Below are 17,552 nucleotides of genomic sequence, written 5' to 3'. Positions count from 1 at the left end.
GGCAGAATCCTCCCATCGACAAAACGGCAAAAAGGAGACGGCACTTGAAAGCGATCAAACACGCAATCCTGGCATGCAAACTCACCTTCGGCCTCGTGACCATCGCGCAGGCGCATCCTTTCATCGGCGTGGGGATCGTGGGCGGGCCGGTGTTTCCGGTCGCATCGAGCGCGCAGAGTGCGCCGCCGCTGCCGGTCTATGCGCGCGCGACGGACTCGGGCCCCGCGCCGCTGCCGCCCGATGCGCCGCCGGTGCGCTACGCGCAACCGGCCATCGGCAATATCGCGGCGATCATGGCGCGCGCCGATGCGCCGGATGCTCGCCTGTAAGTCAATCGTGCTCACATCGAAGCAAAAATAATTCGTTTGAGCCGTGGCGCGCGCCGCGTTAGGCTGAACCGATGAGCGAAATCATCGACTATGCGGCGATCGCCGACGCCGCGCGCGACGGCTACATGAATCGCGTTGTTTCCACCGTCAACGATCACGATGTTCACATCAGCGTGATGGACGCGCCGTATCGATGGCACGTTCATCCAAACTCCGACGAGACTTTCGTTTCGGTGGAAGGCACGCTGATCATCGAGTTCGAGGAAGGCGTCGTGGAATTGCGCGCCGGTCAATTGCTTACGGTGCCCGCCGGAAAACGGCATTGCACGCGGCCGGGCGGCGCGCGGTCGGTCAATCTGACCATCGAGAAAAAGGACACGGAAACGGTGTTCTGCGACGCTCCTTCCTAAAGCAACGCGCGCGCCTCGAGATGCTCGACGAGGCGCTGCGCGGCGGGCTGAAGCGTATCGAAATCGCGAAAGCACACGACGAAGCGGCGCTTTGCGAACGCATCCGAGAGCGGCACCGCTTCGATGCCGAGCGCCTGCCGGTACGTTCCCGCGACTTCCATCGGCACGACGCTGATGCCCAGCCCCGCCGCGACGACGCGAAACGCCGCGTCGAAACTCGACACGATCACGCGATACGACATCGTCTTGCCCGCCTGCGCGGCCGCGCGCTGCAACATCGTGTGAACGGCGGTGGCGGGCGGCAAACCGACATGCTCGAATTCGAGCGACTCCTCGAACGCGATTGAACGGCGCTTCGCCAGCGGATGACCGGCGGGCACCGCGAGCGCCAGCCGGTCGTGCCGGTACGCCCGATGCCGCAAGCCGCGCAGATCGACGCTGTCCCAGCACACGCCCACCGACGCCACGCCTTCGCGCAACTGCCGCACGAGATCGTTCGACAGGCGCTCTTCCACATCGACCTTGATGTTCTGATTCGCGGGCTCGCGCATGAACGACGCGATATCGTCGAGCAGCGCCTCCGCAATCGCCGAGGCCGACGCGCAAATGCTCACGCGCCCCTTGAGGCCGCCGCCGAACGCGGCGACATCGTTGGCGATGCGCTCCATCGTGAAAAGCACGCTGCGCGCGTGTTCGAGCAGCGCAATGCCAGCGGGCGTCGGCTCGACGCCGCGCCGCGAGCGCGACAGCAGCGGCACGCCGAGCGAGGTTTCCAGTTGCGCGATGCGTTTGCTGATCGCGGAAGGCTCGATGTGCGATTCCGCCGCCGCACGCGCGATGTTCTGGTGCTCGCACACCGTCACGAAGAGACGCAGCGTTTTCAGATCGATATCGCGCATGGAGACATTCCGGATGGGAAGCATGGGCCTTCCAAAATACCGCTTTTAGGGCATTTGCGGAATGTCTAGAGTCGAGCTCATACACACACAAGACCCGGAGACAAACCCATGCCCGCGTTCCCCCAGAACGCCGTGATCCGCGAAGTCGGCCTGCGCGACGGCCTGCAAAGCATTCGCACGATCGTGCCGACCGAACGCAAGATCGAATGGATCGGCGACGCCTACGCCGCCGGTCAGCGCGAAATCGAAGTCGGCTCGTTCGTGCCCGCGCGCCTGCTGCCGCAACTCGCGGATACGGCCGAACTCGTCGCCCATGCGAAGACGCTGCCCGGCCTCTTCGTTTCCGTGCTCGTGCCGAATCTGCAGGGCGCGCAGCGCGCCATCGACACGCAAGCCGATCTGATGCTCGTGCCGCTTTCCGCGAGCCGCGCGCATAGCCTCGCGAACCTGCGCAAGACGCCGGAGGAAGTGGTCGCCGAAGTCGCGCGCATGCGCGCCGCGCGCGATGCGGCCGGTTCGAAGACGATGATCGAAGGCGGCATCGGCACGGCGTTCGGCTGCACGATTCAGGGCCGCGTCGAGCACGCCGATGTGCTGCGCCACATGCAGGCCTTGCTCGATGCGGGCGCGGACCGCGTGTCCATTGCCGATACGGTCGGCTATGCCGGTCCCGCCGCCGTGCGCGCGCTGTTCGGGAAGGCGCGGGAGATCGCAGGCGAGCGCTTCTGGTGCGGCCACTTTCACGATACGCGCGGCCTCGCGCTCGCCAACGCGTATGCCGCGCTCGACACCGGCGTCGCGCGCTTCGATGCGACGCTCGCGGGCATCGGCGGCTGTCCGCATGCGCCGGGCGCGAGCGGCAATGCGTCGAGCGAAGACCTGGCGTTCATGCTCGCCGGCATGGGTATCGAAACCGGCATCGACATTTCCGCCTTGCTGACGCTGCGCGCGAAGCTCGCGCGCTGGCTCGACGGCGAAGCGCTGCACGGCGCGCTCGCGCTCGCGGGCCTGCCCGTCACGTTCGAAACGAAAACCGCAATCGAAGTCTGAGGACGCTATGAGTCATTCAACCCTGCCGCTCGAAGGCGTGCGCGTGATCGAGTTCACGCATATGGTGATGGGACCGACCTGCGGCATGATCCTCGCGGATCTCGGCGCGGAAGTCATCAAGATCGAGCCGCCCGGCGGCGACAAGACGCGCAATCTGCCGGGACTGGGCATCGGCTTTTTCCGGTCGTTCAATCGCAACAAGAAGAGCGTCGTCATCGACATCAACACGGACGAGGGCCGCGAGGCCGCGACGGAACTGATCGGCGAATGCGACGTGCTGCTCGAAAACTTCCGCCCCGGCTTGATGGCGAAGCTCGGGCTCGACTACGAAACGTTGTCGAAGGCGCATCCGAAGCTCATCTACGTTTCGCACAAGGGCTTTCTGCCCGGCCCGTACGAAAAGCGCCTCGCGCTCGACGAAGTCGTGCAGATGATGGGCGGTCTCGCGTACATGACCGGTCCGGCGGGCCGGCCGCTGCGCGCGGGAACCTCGGTGAACGACATCATGGGCGGCATGTTCGGCGCGATCGGCGTGCTCGCCGCGCTGCGCGAACGCGATCTCACCGGGCGCGGTCAGGAAGTGCAGAGCGCGCTTTTCGAGAACTGTGTCTTCCTCTCGGCGCAGCATATGCAGCAATTCGCGATGACGCGCGAAGCGCCGCCGCCGATGCCCTCGCGCGTCTCGGCGTGGAGCGTCTACGACGTCTTCACGCTCGCCGAAGGCGAGCAGTTGTTCATCGGCGCGGTCAGCGACAAGCAGTTCGTCACGCTCTGCGACGTGCTCGCGCGCCCCGATCTCGCGCAAGAACCCGAGTTCGCGACCAACGCGATGCGCGTCGCGGTGCGGCCGCATCTGCTCGAACGGCTCGGCGAGATTCTCGCGCATCATCGTGCGGACGAGCTCGCGCCGAAGCTCGAAGCGGCCGGAATTCCGTACGCGCCGATCATGCGGCCCGAGCAATTGCTGGACGATCCGCATCTGAAGGCAAGCGGCGGACTCGTGCCGATGCAGACCGACGACGGCGGCACCACCGATGTCGTATTGCTCCCGCTCACGATGGGCGGACGACGCCCCGGAGTGCGCCAGCCGCTCGCGCGCGTGGGCGAGCATACGGACGAAGTGCTGGGCCGGTTTTCCAAACGCGTCATCGCATGATGTGAAGCGAAGGGCGCACATAAAAACCAGCGCCATCGTCAATTCAGGAGACAAGACAATGCAGCCCACCTTCAGCGCGGTCGCCGAGCCGCTTGCATCGCCCGACGTCCGCGTCGCCACGACGCCCGGCGCGCATATTTCCGCGCGCATGGATCGCCTGCCGGTCACGCGGCATCTCTGGATGCTCGTGTTGCTCATCTCGCTCGGCGGCTTTTTCGAAATCTACGATCTGATCTTCACCGGCTATATCGCGCCGGGCATGGCCAAAAGCGGCCTCTTGCAGACGACCACGCATGCGTTCTTCGGCTTCACGGGCATCGCGGGTTTCATCGCGGCGACCTTCGCGGGACTGTTCATCGGCACGTTCTTCTTCGGCTGGCTGCCCGACCGCTACGGGCGGCGCAGCGTGTTCACGGTCTCGCTGCTGTGGTATTCGATCGGCTCCGCGATCATGGCGTTTCAGACGACGCCCGAAGGCGTGATCTTCTGGCGTTTCGTGACGGGCATCGGCGTGGGCGTGGAAATCATCACCATCGACAGCTACGTGACCGAACTCGTGCCGCAACACATGCGCGGCCGCGCGATGGCGTTCAATCAGATGGTGATGTTCGCCGCCGCGCCCGTCGCCGCGATTCTGTCGTACTGGCTCGTGCCCGAAACCGTGTTCGGGCTCGACGGATGGCGCATCGTCGTGCTCGCCGGATCGGTCGGCGCGGTGATCGTGTGGTTCATCCGGCGCGCGGTGCCCGAAAGCCCGCGCTGGCTCGCGATGCACGGCAGGCACGACGAAAGCGAGCGCGTGGTGAGCGAGATCGAACGCGTGGTCGAGCGCCAGTCGGGCGCAGCGCTGCCGCCGCCCGCGGCCGTCGTCGAGCAGCCGGCGCACCGGCGCGCATCGCTGTCCGAGTTGCTGCGCGCGCCGTATCGCTCGCGTCTCATCATGCTCATCGTCTTCAATTTCTGTCAGGCGATCGGGTATTACGGCTTCGCGAACTGGGTGCCGACGCTGCTCATCGGGCAAGGCATCACCGTCACGAAGAGTCTGCTGTATTCGTTCATCATCGCGTTCGCGTTGCCGGTCGGCCCCATGCTCGCGATGTTCTACGCCGATCGTATCCAGCGCAAATGGCTGATCGTCGGCGGCGCGCTCGTCGTGATCGCGAGCGGCATCGCGTTCGGACAGATGAAATCGCCCGCCGCGCTCATCGCGCTCGGCGTACTGATCTCGCTTGCGGGGCAGACCATCTCGGTGTGCTATCACGCGTATCAGACCGAGCTCTTTCCGACCGCCGTGCGCTGCCGTGCGAGCGGCATCGTGTACTCGGCGAGCCGCGCGGGCGCGATGATGTCGGGCTTCATCATCGCGTTCCTGCTCAAGGACTTCGGCGTGCCGGGCGTGTTCACGGGCATCACGGTCTTCATGCTGATCGTCGCGCTCGCGATCGGCCTGTTCGGGCCGAGAACCAACGGGCTGCGTCTCGAAGAACTGAATCACTGAGCGCGGCGCGTCCCGGCCTTATGCGGGAACGGTCCGTGCTGCGAGCGCAGTGCGACGGCGGCCAGCGTGTGCCGCCGCGCCGTTCGATAGTGACGGGGTGATCCGATGATACGGTCGTACAACCACAAGGGCTTCGTGCTCGAAGTCGCGATCGAAACGAGTTGCAGGCTGGTCCCGCCGCCTGGCGCGATTCACTATCTGGCGAGCGTGACCATCAGCCGGTCGGGCAGGCCGGTCACGGCGTTTTCGCCGCTGCGCATGGGCAGCAATGCGTCGAGCTTCGTCTCGGCCGAGGACGCGCTGATGTGCGCACACACGGCGGCACGCGCGCTCGTCGACGACTGGGTGGGCGCGGTGTCGTCGCCGCCCGGGAATACGCGGTCGAGCTAGGCGGCGGCGCGCCGGCTCTGCTGTCCTTCTTCCTGCACATCGGCGGCGGAAGAAGCGGACGCGAGCGCGCTGTCCAGCAACGCGAGCTTTTTCTGAAGCAATGCGACGCGCTGGCTTTGCGACGGCACGAGATCGTATTGCTCGTCCAGTTGCGCAACGCGCATGTCCCAATATCGCGCGGGCAGGCGATCGGACGCCACGCTGGGATCGACGAAATTCGCCAGGATCATTTCAAGATGCTGAAGCTCGCGCTCGGCGAGTTGGGCGGGTCGCCGCTGTCGAAACGCGGGGACGGTGGTCGCATTGGCACTTCTCTTCATGGCACTGTTCCGGCTGATTTTGCAGAGACCTCTATTTAAGCAATTCATGTACCGCACAGGGAATTCAAAGCACTACAAGATGTTTCGAATTGAAACGATGCTGGCCAAACCCGCGGCGGGCTCAAGCGGCAAACGTTTGGGCGTTGGTTACATATTTATGAATGGCAGATGAAATTTCTTGCGGATGCGTTGCGGAGGCTGGCGGATTGCACGTCCCGCGCCGCATTAGTGCGCAAAGTTTTCAAAGCGCGCGGGATATTCCGTAAAACATATCGCGTTTAGCGGATTAATGCGTCTAAATGCGAGTCGTTCCGATATTCGTGCGAATTCTCGCGAGAAATCGTTTGGAAAACTGAATATTTCGCGCGGCGAAGAAAATGCGCGACGATTAAACATCGCATGCACGCATATTGACCAATCGCAAAGAAGAGCCAATTCATTTCGTAAAGGCGCGTTGAAACGGAGCGGTCTCCTCTCGCGAAACCGCTCCGTGTCCTCAGAATAACTTCTCGGAGTTCTGTTGACGGATGCAGCTTAACAACCGCATCGGCGGATATAAACCGCACGCGGCGCAATGGACTTATCCGCGATACGCACTAATGGCGTCGTCCATCCGCAACAGGGTTCGGCGCATTGTTCACACGGATTTGCCGCTAAGCAGTTGAGCTTAAACGGATATGAAGCCCACGGCGCACCGATTCGCGAAATCAGCAAATGATTATTGCGCGCGATGCGCAGCCAAATTCGCGCGCTCGTCGCATACAGTGTGTCCAGTTTCTCGCGGGAAGCGAAAGGCCAATGGCCCGCTGCACCCCGGAAGCTTTCGCATTAAACAGGACACTCAGAGAACCATGAAAAAAACTCTTCTCATCGCGGGCATTCTCGGCACGTTCGCAGCGGCGGCCCACGCGCAGAGCAGCGTCACGCTGTACGGCACGCTGGACGCAGGTCTCGTCTACACGAACAATTCCGGCGGCCATAACAACTGGCAGCAAGGCAGCGGCGCGCTTTCCGATACGTATTTCGGCCTGAAAGGCACGGAAGATCTGGGCGGCGGTTTGCACGCGCTTTTCAAGTTGGAAAGCGGCTTCAACCTGAATAACGGCCGTTACACCGAAAGCAATACGATGTTCAACCGCCAGGCTTATGTCGGCCTGCAACACGATCAATACGGCACGGTCACGCTCGGCCGTCAGTATGATTCGATGGTCGATTATCTCGCGCCGCTCTCGGAAGCGGGTTCGGGCTTCGGCAATAATATGGCCGGGCATCCGTTCGATAACGACAATCTCGATCATTCGTTCTCGATCAAGAACTCGGTCAAATATCAAAGCGCGAATTACGCGGGCTTCAAGTTCGGCGGCCTGTACGGCTTCTCGAACGACGCTGGCGAGTTTTCGAATAACCGCGCATGGAGCGCGGGCGCTTCGTACGGCAATGGCCCGCTGAATTTCGCGGCGGCTTATCTGCAGACGAATAATTCGCGCAACGGCACGAACGCGAACGGCGCGGTGTCCGCCGGACAGGGCAACAACGCCAATCTGACGGCCGAATTGCAACGCACCTTCGGCGCGGGCGTGAACTACACCTACGGCCCGGCGCAAGTCGGCTTCGTGTGGACCAACACGCACTACGACCAGTTGCTCGCCGCGTCGCAAGGCGGCACGTCGATCGCGATTCCGGGCAACACGAACCTGCATCTGAACAACTTCGAGCTGAACGGCCGCTACGCGTTCACGCCGGCGCTCGCGCTCGACGCCGCATACACGTACACGGACGGCAAGGTGACGGGCAGCAACGGCTCGGGCGATCCGAAGTGGCACACGGTTTCGCTGCAGGCCGACTATTCGCTCTCGAAGCGCACTGATGTCTATGTCGAAGGCGTGTATCAGCATGCATCGGGCGACCTCGGCAATGCCGGCGCGAACGTCGCGATGATCAACACGCTGTCGCCGTCGTCGACGCAGAATCAGGTCGCCGCGACGGTGGGTCTGCGCCACCGCTTCTAAGCGCAGCGCTGCGTTAGAAAGCCACGCGAAGGCAACATGAAACGGCCGCGATCGACGAGATCGCGGCCGTTTTTATTTCTTCTCCTGCTCCGCGCGCTTCAGAAGCTGTTCGATATCGTGCCCTGCGCCGCCCGTGCCCGCCGCGAGGCGCGCGAGCGCGGTCGCGGCGGTATCGCGCCTGACGCCGCTTTCGGGGCGGAACTGCTTCGGCAGCGCCATGTAGAAGGTCGCGCCGCGATCCGGCGTGCCTTCGGCCCACGCCTTGCCGCCATGCCGCTCGATGATGCGCCGCACGTTCGCGAGCCCGATGCCGGTGCCGTCGAACTGTTCGTTCACATGCAGCCGCTGGAACACGCCGAACAGCTTGTCGACATAACGCATGTCGAAGCCGACGCCGTTGTCGCGCACCCGATACACGGCGTACCCGACCAGCTCGCCCGTGCCGTCCTGCGCCGCGACCTCGATCTCCGGCTGCTCGCGCTGCGCGCTGAACTTCACCGCGTTGGAAATGATGTTCGCGAACGCGACGTGCAGAAAGACGTGGTCGGCTTCGATCGGCGGCAGCGCCTCCACCGTCCAGCGCACGCGCGAGGACGCTTGTTCGTCGATATCGTTCTGGATGACCGTGCGCACGAGCGCGTGCACATCGACCTTGTGCGGACGCAGCGCCGCGCGGCCGAGTTGCGCGAACGACAGCAGATCGTCGACGAGACGGCCGCCGAAACGCGCCGACGTGACGATCCGGTCCAGATACCCGCGCCCGCGCTCCGAGAGCTTCTCGCCGTCCATCTGCTTCAACAGATCCGCGAAGCTCACGATGTGCCGCAGCGGCGCGCGCAAATCGTGCGACACCGTGTACGAAAAACCTTCGAGCTCGTGATTCGCGCGCCCGAGTTCGGTCGCGAGTTGCGCGATTTCCTCCGCGCGCCGCAGCACGATGCCAAGCACCGCCGCGCGAAACTCGAGCGCGATCTCGCGTTCCGCGGCACGCCACGGCAGCGAGCGGTCGCGCACGACATCGGTCCAGGTGTCGAAGCTCTCGCGCGGCGAAAGCGACGCGGCGAGACTGGTGAGCTTGGCGCGCGGATCGCCGGCCCATTCGATCGTCTGCACGACTTCGCGGCGAAACCAGATCACGTAGTTGCGGTAGATCTTCGAGATCGACACCGCGAGAAAGCCGGCCACGTCCGGCGAGCCGGCGAGCGCGGCGCAATCCCGCGACGCGCAATCGGACAGCACGACGTCTTCGCTCTGATCGTCGAGCCAGTCGACGAGCGCGGTAACGCCATGCTCGCCCGGCGTCACGCCGACGAGCGACGTGCGGCCTTCGAAGATCACCGCCGCGCCCGACGAGCGGGTGAAGCCGAGCAGATCGGCGGCGTCGCCGACGAGCGCTTCGACGAAGCTGTCGGTGTTCGCCATCGACGAAAGCAGCTTCGACAGCATGCGGCGCAGTTCGAGCCGGTAATGCGCTTCGTTTTGCGTCTCGCGCGCCTCGATCTGCAGCGACACGATCTGCGCGACATGCTCGCACGCGGTGCGCACTTCGAACGGCGGCAGGCGCGGCGTCGCGTGATGGCAGGAAATCAGGCCCCATAGCTTGTCGTCGACGATGATCGACATCGACATGGACGCGAGCGTGCCCATGTTGCGCATGTATTGCAGATGCACGGACGAGACGCTGCGCAGCGACGCGTGGGTGAGATCGGTCGGGCGGCCGGTCGCCGGATGCAGCGCGGGCACGAGCGGCGCGGCTTCGTAGTTCGCGTTCGAAATGAGGCGGATGCGGTTGCGGCGATACAGCTCGCGCGCCTGTGCCGGAATGTCGGAGGCCGGAAAGTGCTGATTCAGATACGACGGATAACCCGGCTCCACGCTTTCGGCGAGCACGTTGCCGTGACCTTCTTCATCGAACTGATAGACCAGCGTGCGGCCGAAGCCCGCGATGCGCGAGATCTCCGTCGCGGCGAACTGGCAAAGCTGCTCGACCGAGCGCATGGATTGCACGTCGGTGACGAAGGAGCGCATGAGCGGATACATGGTCGAGAAGACGTCGGCGGTGTCCTGCGCAGGCTCGACTTCGACGAACAGCAGGCCGTCATGACGATGCACGACGATCGCGACCGGCCCGCGCGGCGTCCATCCGTCGAGCACGACATTGCCGACGTGGATGGTCGCGCCGTCGCGCGTGAGTTGCTTGAGGCCCGCGCTCGCGCGTTCGGCGGCCTGCTGGCCGAGCACCGAGGATAGCGCGCGGCCGAGGCATGCATCGGCTTCGATATGCGCGAACTGCGCGACGTTCGCGCTCGTCTGCATGATGTAACAGTGCGCGTCCACGCTGAAGAGCACGCCGTGAGGCTGAATGCCGCCGGGAATGTGAATCGGCTCGCGCGCGCATTGCGCGCTGGCGGACGCATCGGGCGTCGCGGTGTCGGTCATGTCTGCGCCGGTTGAGGATTTGTCCATCATGGTCCTGACAATGCGGGGTCGGCCGTGCATCAAGCCGATCAACTTCGAATCATAGATGGGTTGAGCGTTCCGCAGATAGGCTCGCGGCAAGTCGGAATACGCGTGGCGCGCGAGAGCGGTTATTCCTACTGGCCCGCGCGGCATGCCGGGTCATTTCTACGCGCGACGGCGCGCAGCAAGCACGCTTGCCGCATGAGCCGTTCCGCGCCGCGCGACGCGCTGATACCATGCGAAGCCCGACCACGCGAGACAACGCCGGAGCCGACATGATTCATGTTCGCCGCGCGCGCCGCTTCGATTGACGCGCGCCCGACTCGCCGCAACGCTTTTGTCCGCGCTCGTCTGCGTCGTTCATGCACGCGAGGCCGCCGCGCAGTCGTATCGCGATGTCGCGCCGCTCGCGCCGCCCGCCGCCGCGAGGCCACGCGCAGCGCCTGCGCCACCGGAGCCGGGCGACGGCTCGCACGATATCGCGATTCGCGATCTGCGCGGCATCGCTTTCGTGCGTGCCGATGCTGCATCACCGATGCTGTCGGGCGCGAACGGTGCGATCACATCGAGCGGCGTGCCCTTGCTCACGCCCGAGTTTCTCGACGGCTTCTCGAACGATCTCCACAAGCCGTTGACCTTCGCGCGTCTTGCGGAGATTCGCCGCGCGGTCGTGAAGCGCTATCGCGATGCGGGCCAGCCGCTCGTCGATGTCTACGTGCCCGAGCAGGACGTGAGCAACGGCGTCGTGAAGATCGCGGTCGCGGAGTTTCGCGCGGGGCGCGTGACGCCGAAAGGCAATCGCTATTTCTCCGATGCGCTACTCATGCGCGAGATGCCGCTCGCGCCCGGCGAGCCGATCCGCGAAGCCGATGTCGCCGCGGGCCTCGCGCTGCTCAATGCGAATCCGTACCGGCGTGTGGATGTGGTCTACGCGCCCGGCGTCGCCGCCAATACGACCGATGTCGTGCTGCAAACCGAAGACCGCTTTCCGTTTCGCCTCTACGGCGGCTATAACAACGACGGCGTGCGCGATCTCGGCCGCGATCGCATTCTCGCCGGATTCGACTACGGCAACCTGTTCGGCATCGATGCGCGCATCGGCTATCAGATGACCGCGAGTAACGATCTGCTGAGCGGCAATCCGGATATCGAAGGGCGGCCGGATCGTCCGCGCTATATCGCGCATGCGTTCAACGTGGTCGCGCCGCTGCCGTGGCTGGATCGCGTCGAACTGTTCGGTGTGTTCGCGCAAAGCACGCCGCGGCTGCCGGACAGTTATGGACAGACGGGCCTGAGTGCGCAGCTCAGCTTTCGCTACGACTGGCGCTTGCCGCCGCTCGACAACGCCGGCGCGTGGCAGCAGCAGGTGCAGATCGGCTACGACTTCAAGCGCTCGAACAACGACCTGGAGTTCGGCGGCTTTCAGGTGTTCAATGCGAACACGCATATCCATCAGTTCGTCTTCGCCTACGACCTGCTGCGCAGCGATGCATCGGGCGATACGCATCTGAATGCCGCGCTCTTCGTGAGTCCCGGCTATTTCGACAGCAGCAGCAACGACGCCGCCTACGATACGGCGCGCCTCGGCGCGAAGCCGCGTTATCAGTACATGCAACTGTCGGCGCAGCGCGACATGCCGCTCGGCAAGTCGGGCTTTTCGGTGTCGGCGCGCGGGCTTCTACAGTGGACCGGAAGCACGCTCTTGCCGAGCGAGGAACTCGGGCTGGGCGGCGACGCCACCGTGCGCGGCTACGAGCCCTACACCGCGCAGGGCGATCGCGGATGGAACGTGCAGACGGAGTTGCGCGCCCCGGCGATTTCGGCGGGCATCGCGGCGATGCAGCCGTTCGTGTTCTTCGATGCAGGGCATGTGTGGAATCGAATCCCCGAATTCGGCGAGCCGAACAATGCTTCGCTGGCGGGTATCGGGGCGGGGATTCGCGTGCAGGTGGGGCGCTTCGTGAGCTTTCGCGGAACGTATGGGTTTCCGTTGAAGGCGGCGGTGCCGAATGGCTCGAAGGCGCCGGTGGGGGAGGTGTTTTTGGTGATTGGGAGTTAGGGGGAGGGCGTCCTTTGCTTCCTACTGGCAGCGAACCGAGCCGCCACTTTTTACGTACGAATTGTATTGATTATTCGCATCTTCGTACTTGTCAATATGTAGTGGTTCACCAAACCTGGACACTTCGTCAGGTACCTACCGCCTTTACTTCTTCGTACTCGGCCGGTGGCAACTGCCCGACCGCCGAATGCAATCTGCGCTGGTTGTAAAACATCAGGATGTAGTCCAGCAGATCAGCCTGCGCCTCTGCGTGATCGCGATAGGCGCGTTCGCCGATGCACTCACCCTTCAAACTGCAAAAGAATCGCTCCACCACCGCGTTGTCCCAGCAGTTTCCCCTGCGGCTCATGCTCGACTTGATTCGATGCTCGCGCAGCAACTGCTGAAACGTGCCGCTCGCATACTGGGCGGATTCAACCGGTCGTCGCAACACTCGATTATTGAGCAGAACTCAGGTATTCGTCCAGGGCTTCGGCCGGTGTCTTCCAACCAAGCGTTTTCCGGGGTCTGGAATTCAGTGCATTGGCGACGGCCTGGATCTCTCGAGCGCTCCACCGGGACAGGTCTGTGCCCTTTGGAAAGTATTGCCGCAGAAGGCCGTTCGTGTTCTCGTTCGTGCCGCGCTGCCATGGACTGTGCGGGTCGGCGAAGAATACCTTTACCCCGGACTCAACCGTAAAGCGGGCGTGATCAGATAGTTCTTTTCCACGATCCCAAGTCAATGACCGCCACAACTGGGCAGGCATGTCAGTCACGGTCTTCTTGAGCGCATTGGCCATCGTGACAGCTCCGTAGCCAGCCAGCGCGGGACCGTTCTTCGTTCTGGGCATCAGCCCGTAGCCCTCCTCGCGAGGTAGATGGACGAGCATGGTGAACCGGCTTGTCCGCTCAACCAGCGTTCCGATTGACCGGACCGGTTCAGGCCGATGATAAGGTCACCTTCCCAATGCCCTGGCACGGCACGATCCTGCACTTCTGCAGGCCGGCTGGAGATCATCACGTCCTCGCTAACGTGCGCCCAAGCCTTGGCCTGTGCCCGGGCCCTCGGCACGCGCAACGCCCGCCCAGTGCGCAGACAGCTGACCAGCTCGCGCTTGAGAGCACCTCGGCCCTGAATATAGAGAGCCTGGTAAATGGCTTCGTGAGAGATGCGCATGGCTTCATCATCCGGGAAGTCGGTCTGCAGCCGGTTGGAAATCTGTTCAGGCGACCAGCCATTGACCCATTTACGGGCACCGCGATGCGGTTTGTTTCTCCCTTTGAATGGTGCTTGCCGGGGCCCAGAAATCTCACGGCCATCAGCGTCGCGAACCTTGCCCTCCAGACGGTCCTGCACGTAGTGGCGCAGCCGTGGGTTAGTCACCAGTTTCGAAGGTTTAGGTCGTTTGGCAACCAGCTCCGCCTTCACTGCGCAACCGAAGCCCGATACTCAAGCTGCCCGCCACGCGTTGCAGCGTTACGTGTCAATTCCCGGGAGACCGTTGATGGGCTGCGTCCGATACGACGAGCAATATCGCGCACCCCGACGCCTTGATGCGAAAGTAGTCCAATCTCTTCTCGCTCCGCGAACGACAGGTACCGCCCGGATATCGGGCTCAACATGGAAAGTGGCATGCCGCCATTATGACGGAACCAGCGAGTGCCTACTGCCTGCGACACGCCAACCGCCTCTGCAGCCTTCTCGCTCGTAATACCTGTTGCGATTTGCTCCCAGAATCGCCGCTCGATCTCACGTCGATGCGACGGCGCACCTGGCGAGCGCATCGCTCCTCGCCCTGTCAACTTACGCATCCAGCCCGCTGGTCGTCCCATAAACACCTCCTCGATCAAAGGTGTTGCGACGACCGGTTGAATCCGCCCTGACATCCCTGGTCTGAGTGGAACATCAACCCCGCATCCGGGCGCCGCACATCGAGCGCTAGCTGCAGCGCTCGAATGACCAGAAACGTGCCGCACTTGTCTGAACAAGCCCATCCAACCACGCGTCGAAAGAACAGATCCAGCACCACTGCCAGATACAGCCAGCCTTGCTGTGTCCAGATATACGTGACATCACCCGCCCAGCACCGGTTCGGCACTGACACCGCAAACGCTCGATCAAGATGATTCGGTGCGATCGTCGAACTCTGATCGCGCTTCACATAGCGATGCGATCGACGCATGCGAGCCTGCACGCCTGCTTCCCGCATCAACCGCCTCGCACGCGCTCGCCCGACATCATGGCCTCGACGGCGCATCTCCTGCGACATGCGCCGACTGCCATAGCTTTGCCGGTGCTGCGCGTGGATCGTCTGTACCTCGCGCACGAGTTGCTCATTGCGCGCCCGATCCTTGCATTGTCGAGCCTTCCAGGCGTAGTAGCTGCTGCGCGCCACCCCGACAATGCGACACACCACGGCAACCGGATACGCCTTCTCTGTCTGCCGAATCACTTCGAATCGCGATCCAGCTCTTTGACAAAGAAGGCCGTGGACTTTTTTAAAATGTCGCGTTCTCGCTCAAGCTCCGCAACGCGCTTCTCCAACTCGCGGATCTTCAACTGTTCCGGCAGCGCTGGCGTCGTTTGCTCCACGGCCTTGAGCGCAACCGGACGGCGGTGTCCGATCCATCGCCGCAATGCCGTTTCGCCGATTCCCAGCGCCTGAGCGGCCCTACTCACCGTGTAGCCTTGCTCCAGAACCAGCCCAACAGCCTCGCGTTTGAACTCCTCTGAAAACTCTCGTCTGCCCATTTGACACCTCGCTCGGTCAATGAAGTCTACCTTTTGAGGTGTCCAGTTTCAGTAGACCACTACAATATAGCGATCGAACCCAACCTTGAATCCACCATCAACCTTTCTTAAAAAATTTCTTTCTTTTCAAGCTAACGTCCGTCACATGCTCGGGATTTATCCACGCACACCTTCTACTGCTCGCTCCAACGTCCGCTTGAATATATTCGGAGTTTCGTGATCGAAATGTCGCCTAAATTGCCATTCAAGTTAGCCTTCGCTAAAAAAGGGAGGTAATCGTAAAGCGTTGAGCCCCGTGCTTTTTGCAGATCCCTGGCTTCACTTTTCAAATCATAATAAACCTAGTCGCTTGAGGGAATTTGAATTGGGCACCGGGTTCTTTTGGCACATTCACGCTACCCGCTCTAAGAGCATCGCCAACATGAGTCACGCAGGTGCGATGCTATGTGTAATAAGTTGGTCCGTTTTTTCAAATTTTCTTTCCGAAAGTTTTGTGCGGACTTAGTGTTAGTCAAATCGACCGTCCCCGATTTTGCTAGAGCATCCGTTTTCGGATCCAACATCGTCAGGTCATTGCTAATCATGGTATCTGTGCCTGGGGCTCCCAATTGATGCGCTTCAGGCACACTATCACCGTGCTCTACGGAAACTGAATAGTGACCATACGCGTTATCTGGGCCGCGATTATCGTACCAGTTTATCGTGGCTTTTCCTCCAGCAGTCAGACCACGGGATCAATCCAGCCAATCGGATTCGCGCCTATTGATAGACGTTGAGTTTACTTTGCACCCAATCGGACTTTACCAATGAACCTTCCCGTACTCGGATCGTTGTATCGATGCCGATTTTAATGCAGCCCCGTCTCACGTTCGTGTTATTGCCCCGCGAACGAACGAAGGGACCGCAAAAGCGGTTTCTCATGTTTTCAGAGTTTCCGATTACCCCAAGCTCGCAAGCCATGATTCGTAGGCAGCTTGCTGCTCAGCTATGCTGCAAAACCTGATCTAAGCTCGCCGAGCCCCAAATATCAACCAAATCTTCCCGTCGTGCCGGCTCTCCCGCCTTGAGCAAATATACTTTTAGACCACCTCCCATTTGCAAAGCCATTCGCGACGGGTAAGCATCTCTGCGAGCGCCGTTGCACAAAACCAAATAGCCTTGTTGTTCAAGAACACGACGGAAAGCAGACAGTGCAGCAAACAAGTTGCTATCGTTGAATGACAAGACTCCGAATTGGTCGCTGCGGACATTCATCGTGACAGGTGACCTTTGCGTAAACTTAATCTCGCAATGCTCTCTTGCACCATATGCCGATGAAATTTCTATATGGATGACTTCCACGACAATCCCTTAATCTATCCAGGGTTCTTGATAAATGGTCCGCTGTGCTTGCCATCTGGACCAACTGACTTCGCGCCCATAATGGTTGGTGGATCAGTTCCACCTGGGACCGCGACTAAAGTTCTTGAGGAAACGGACTTTTCGATGCGTTCACGGCTACTCCCGCTGATTGGTTGCCAATGTACAGACAGTCCCTCCACTCAATCCGCAAACTCGCGAACTACGTTGGGACATTTCGACGCAGATACAAAAACGCTTGGTTCGCTTTTAAGAGCGTAATTGAACAAGTCCGTGTTGTTGCCGAGAAGCTTAAAACCTTCTTTAAAATTCATATCCGGCGAGCGTGCGTCACCCCGAAAAACACATTTCGATAGCCCAAGAGGATCGATCCATGAGAGCGGATTCGGCGCGTAAGCGAATGCATTGAGTCTACCTTTGAGTCCAATCGGGTCCTTCGAGATGAACCGGCCCGTCGCCGGATCATAGTACCGACGCCGATTGTAATGCAGCTCCGTCTCATGATCATGATATTGCCTCTGGAAGCGCAGCGGATTGCTGATCCCCGCCCTGCGTGCCGCCGTACTATTGGCCCCACGCCTTGTAATGCGCGCTCCACGCCACCTCACCCTGGGCGTCCGTGATTTCCTGCGGCGTGCCCAAATGATCGCACTGACAGTAGCCGATCTACGCAAACGCCACCGGCTTCGCCACCGATACCCACAACGGATCCCGGTCGAATCCCGTGACTGACAGAAACCGAGCTACCAACTCACCGAGCCACCACTTTTTCCGTGGCTCAAAGTCGCCGGACGGTGGATTGAGAACGCCGGATTTAAAGCGGGCCAGCGCGTCAAGATCAACGTTGAGCACGGGCGGCAGACCATTTCCGCCGAATGAACG

General features: G+C 61.7%; 17 protein-coding genes and 2 pseudogenes. 9 read left to right on the top strand and 10 right to left on the bottom strand.

The window, feature by feature from the left end:
• The first annotated feature begins 44 nt into the window (after window positions 1-44).
• Complete coding sequence (locus LY284_RS27525; protein WP_077160371.1) at window positions 45-329, top strand: hypothetical protein; 285 nt, start codon at window positions 45-47, stop codon at window positions 327-329.
• A 71-nt stretch (window positions 330-400) separates the two neighbouring features.
• The gene (locus LY284_RS27520) at window positions 401-739 is read left to right on the top strand and encodes a cupin domain-containing protein (protein ID WP_014252948.1); all 339 of its coding nucleotides are present in this window, start codon (window positions 401-403) and stop codon (window positions 737-739) included.
• Here the strand turns inward: LY284_RS27520 and LY284_RS27515 are convergent.
• Window positions 736-1,638: a LysR family transcriptional regulator gene (locus LY284_RS27515; protein ID WP_233389326.1), complete on the bottom strand. Its 903-nt coding sequence runs from the start codon at window positions 1,636-1,638 to the stop codon at window positions 736-738. The two genes, LY284_RS27520 and LY284_RS27515, sit on opposite strands and share 4 nt — an antisense overlap.
• Before the next feature lie 108 nt (window positions 1,639-1,746).
• Here LY284_RS27515 and LY284_RS27510 point away from each other — a divergent pair, with 108 nt between their 5' ends.
• The 4 genes from LY284_RS27510 (at window position 1,747) to LY284_RS27495 (ending at window position 5,732) form a co-directional block, all read left to right on the top strand.
• Window positions 1,747-2,688, top strand: coding sequence for a hydroxymethylglutaryl-CoA lyase (locus LY284_RS27510; RefSeq protein WP_233389324.1), 942 nt, complete (start codon window positions 1,747-1,749; stop codon window positions 2,686-2,688).
• Between the two features lie 7 nt (window positions 2,689-2,695).
• Entirely contained in the window at window positions 2,696-3,844 is a 1,149-nt protein-coding gene (locus LY284_RS27505; RefSeq protein ID WP_014252951.1) for a CaiB/BaiF CoA-transferase family protein, read from the top strand.
• A gap of 58 nt (window positions 3,845-3,902) precedes the next feature.
• The gene (locus tag LY284_RS27500) at window positions 3,903-5,342 is read left to right on the top strand and encodes an MFS transporter (RefSeq protein WP_041733538.1); all 1,440 of its coding nucleotides are present in this window, start codon (window positions 3,903-3,905) and stop codon (window positions 5,340-5,342) included.
• A 105-nt stretch (window positions 5,343-5,447) separates the two neighbouring features.
• Window positions 5,448-5,732 carry a hypothetical protein gene (locus LY284_RS27495; RefSeq protein WP_014252953.1) on the top strand — a complete coding sequence of 95 codons (285 nt, stop codon included), beginning with the start codon at window positions 5,448-5,450 and terminating at the stop codon, window positions 5,730-5,732.
• On the opposite strand, the gene LY284_RS27490 is transcribed toward LY284_RS27495, so the two are convergent.
• Complete coding sequence (locus tag LY284_RS27490) at window positions 5,729-6,052, bottom strand: hypothetical protein (RefSeq protein WP_233389321.1); 324 nt, start codon at window positions 6,050-6,052, stop codon at window positions 5,729-5,731. The genes LY284_RS27495 and LY284_RS27490 overlap by 4 nt on opposite strands.
• 851 nt (window positions 6,053-6,903) lie before the next feature.
• Here LY284_RS27490 and LY284_RS27485 point away from each other — a divergent pair.
• Entirely contained in the window at window positions 6,904-8,061 is a 1,158-nt protein-coding gene (locus LY284_RS27485) for a porin (RefSeq protein WP_233389319.1), read from the top strand.
• Between the two features lie 72 nt (window positions 8,062-8,133).
• Here the strand turns inward: LY284_RS27485 and LY284_RS27480 are convergent, their stop codons facing one another.
• Window positions 8,134-10,500, bottom strand: coding sequence for an ATP-binding protein (locus tag LY284_RS27480; RefSeq protein ID WP_233389317.1), 2,367 nt, complete (start codon window positions 10,498-10,500; stop codon window positions 8,134-8,136).
• A gap of 328 nt (window positions 10,501-10,828) precedes the next feature.
• Here LY284_RS27480 and LY284_RS27475 point away from each other — a divergent pair, with 328 nt between their 5' ends.
• A complete protein-coding gene (locus LY284_RS27475; protein WP_233389315.1) occupies window positions 10,829-12,580 on the top strand; it encodes a ShlB/FhaC/HecB family hemolysin secretion/activation protein in 1,752 nt (583 codons plus the stop codon).
• 127 nt (window positions 12,581-12,707) lie between these two features.
• Here the strand turns inward: LY284_RS27475 and LY284_RS27470 are convergent, their stop codons facing one another.
• From LY284_RS27470 to LY284_RS39325, 7 genes and pseudogenes are all read right to left on the bottom strand, one after another.
• On the bottom strand, window positions 12,708-13,013 hold the full coding sequence (locus LY284_RS27470; RefSeq protein ID WP_375294302.1) for an integrase core domain-containing protein: 306 nt from the start codon (window positions 13,011-13,013) through the stop codon (window positions 12,708-12,710).
• Window positions 13,014-13,017: 4 nt separating this feature from the next.
• A pseudogene (locus LY284_RS27465) lies at window positions 13,018-14,371 on the bottom strand (IS30 family transposase).
• Between the two features lie 35 nt (window positions 14,372-14,406).
• Window positions 14,407-15,012 (bottom strand): IS3 family transposase, encoded by a 606-nt coding sequence (locus LY284_RS27460; protein ID WP_233389313.1) that lies wholly within the window; start codon window positions 15,010-15,012, stop codon window positions 14,407-14,409.
• Complete coding sequence (locus LY284_RS27455; protein ID WP_233389310.1) at window positions 15,009-15,311, bottom strand: transposase; 303 nt, start codon at window positions 15,309-15,311, stop codon at window positions 15,009-15,011. The genes LY284_RS27460 and LY284_RS27455 overlap by 4 nt, the downstream gene beginning before the upstream one ends.
• Window positions 15,312-16,292: 981 nt before the next feature.
• Window positions 16,293-16,652: a hypothetical protein gene (locus tag LY284_RS27450; RefSeq protein WP_233389308.1), complete on the bottom strand. Its 360-nt coding sequence runs from the start codon at window positions 16,650-16,652 to the stop codon at window positions 16,293-16,295.
• Window positions 16,653-16,852: 200 nt separating this feature from the next.
• Window positions 16,853-17,161 carry an RHS repeat-associated core domain-containing protein gene (locus LY284_RS39330; RefSeq protein WP_375294314.1) on the bottom strand — a complete coding sequence of 103 codons (309 nt, stop codon included), beginning with the start codon at window positions 17,159-17,161 and terminating at the stop codon, window positions 16,853-16,855.
• A 73-nt stretch (window positions 17,162-17,234) separates the two neighbouring features.
• On the bottom strand, window positions 17,235-17,312 hold the full coding sequence (locus LY284_RS39325) for an RHS domain-containing protein (RefSeq protein WP_375294313.1): 78 nt from the start codon (window positions 17,310-17,312) through the stop codon (window positions 17,235-17,237).
• A gap of 141 nt (window positions 17,313-17,453) precedes the next feature.
• Between LY284_RS39325 and LY284_RS38820 the strand changes: the two are divergent.
• Window positions 17,454-17,549 (top strand): annotated as a pseudogene (locus LY284_RS38820) (SymE family type I addiction module toxin); the annotation flags it as partial.
• Between the last annotated feature and the right edge of the window lie 3 nt (window positions 17,550-17,552).

The organism is Caballeronia sp. PC1 (genome assembly GCF_021353155.1).
Taxonomy (GTDB): domain Bacteria; phylum Pseudomonadota; class Gammaproteobacteria; order Burkholderiales; family Burkholderiaceae; genus Caballeronia; species Caballeronia cordobensis.
The sequence above is the reverse complement of the archived record's forward strand: the minus strand, read 5'-3'. Positions and strand labels throughout refer to the sequence as shown.

Coding starts and splice junctions, on each gene's coding strand:
- LY284_RS27500 (WP_041733538.1), top strand. CDS start 3,903: ATGCAGCCCACCTTCAGCGCGGTCGCCGAGCCGCTTGCATCGCCCGAC.
- LY284_RS27455 (WP_233389310.1), bottom strand. CDS start 15,311: ATGGGCAGACGAGAGTTTTCAGAGGAGTTCAAACGCGAGGCTGTTGGG.
- LY284_RS27505 (WP_014252951.1), top strand. CDS start 2,696: ATGAGTCATTCAACCCTGCCGCTCGAAGGCGTGCGCGTGATCGAGTTC.
- LY284_RS27510 (WP_233389324.1), top strand. CDS start 1,747: ATGCCCGCGTTCCCCCAGAACGCCGTGATCCGCGAAGTCGGCCTGCGC.
- LY284_RS27515 (WP_233389326.1), bottom strand. CDS start 1,638: ATGCGCGATATCGATCTGAAAACGCTGCGTCTCTTCGTGACGGTGTGC.
- LY284_RS27485 (WP_233389319.1), top strand. CDS start 6,904: ATGAAAAAAACTCTTCTCATCGCGGGCATTCTCGGCACGTTCGCAGCG.
- LY284_RS27495 (WP_014252953.1), top strand. CDS start 5,448: ATGATACGGTCGTACAACCACAAGGGCTTCGTGCTCGAAGTCGCGATC.
- LY284_RS27480 (WP_233389317.1), bottom strand. CDS start 10,500: ATGACCGACACCGCGACGCCCGATGCGTCCGCCAGCGCGCAATGCGCG.
- LY284_RS27490 (WP_233389321.1), bottom strand. CDS start 6,052: ATGAAGAGAAGTGCCAATGCGACCACCGTCCCCGCGTTTCGACAGCGG.
- LY284_RS27520 (WP_014252948.1), top strand. CDS start 401: ATGAGCGAAATCATCGACTATGCGGCGATCGCCGACGCCGCGCGCGAC.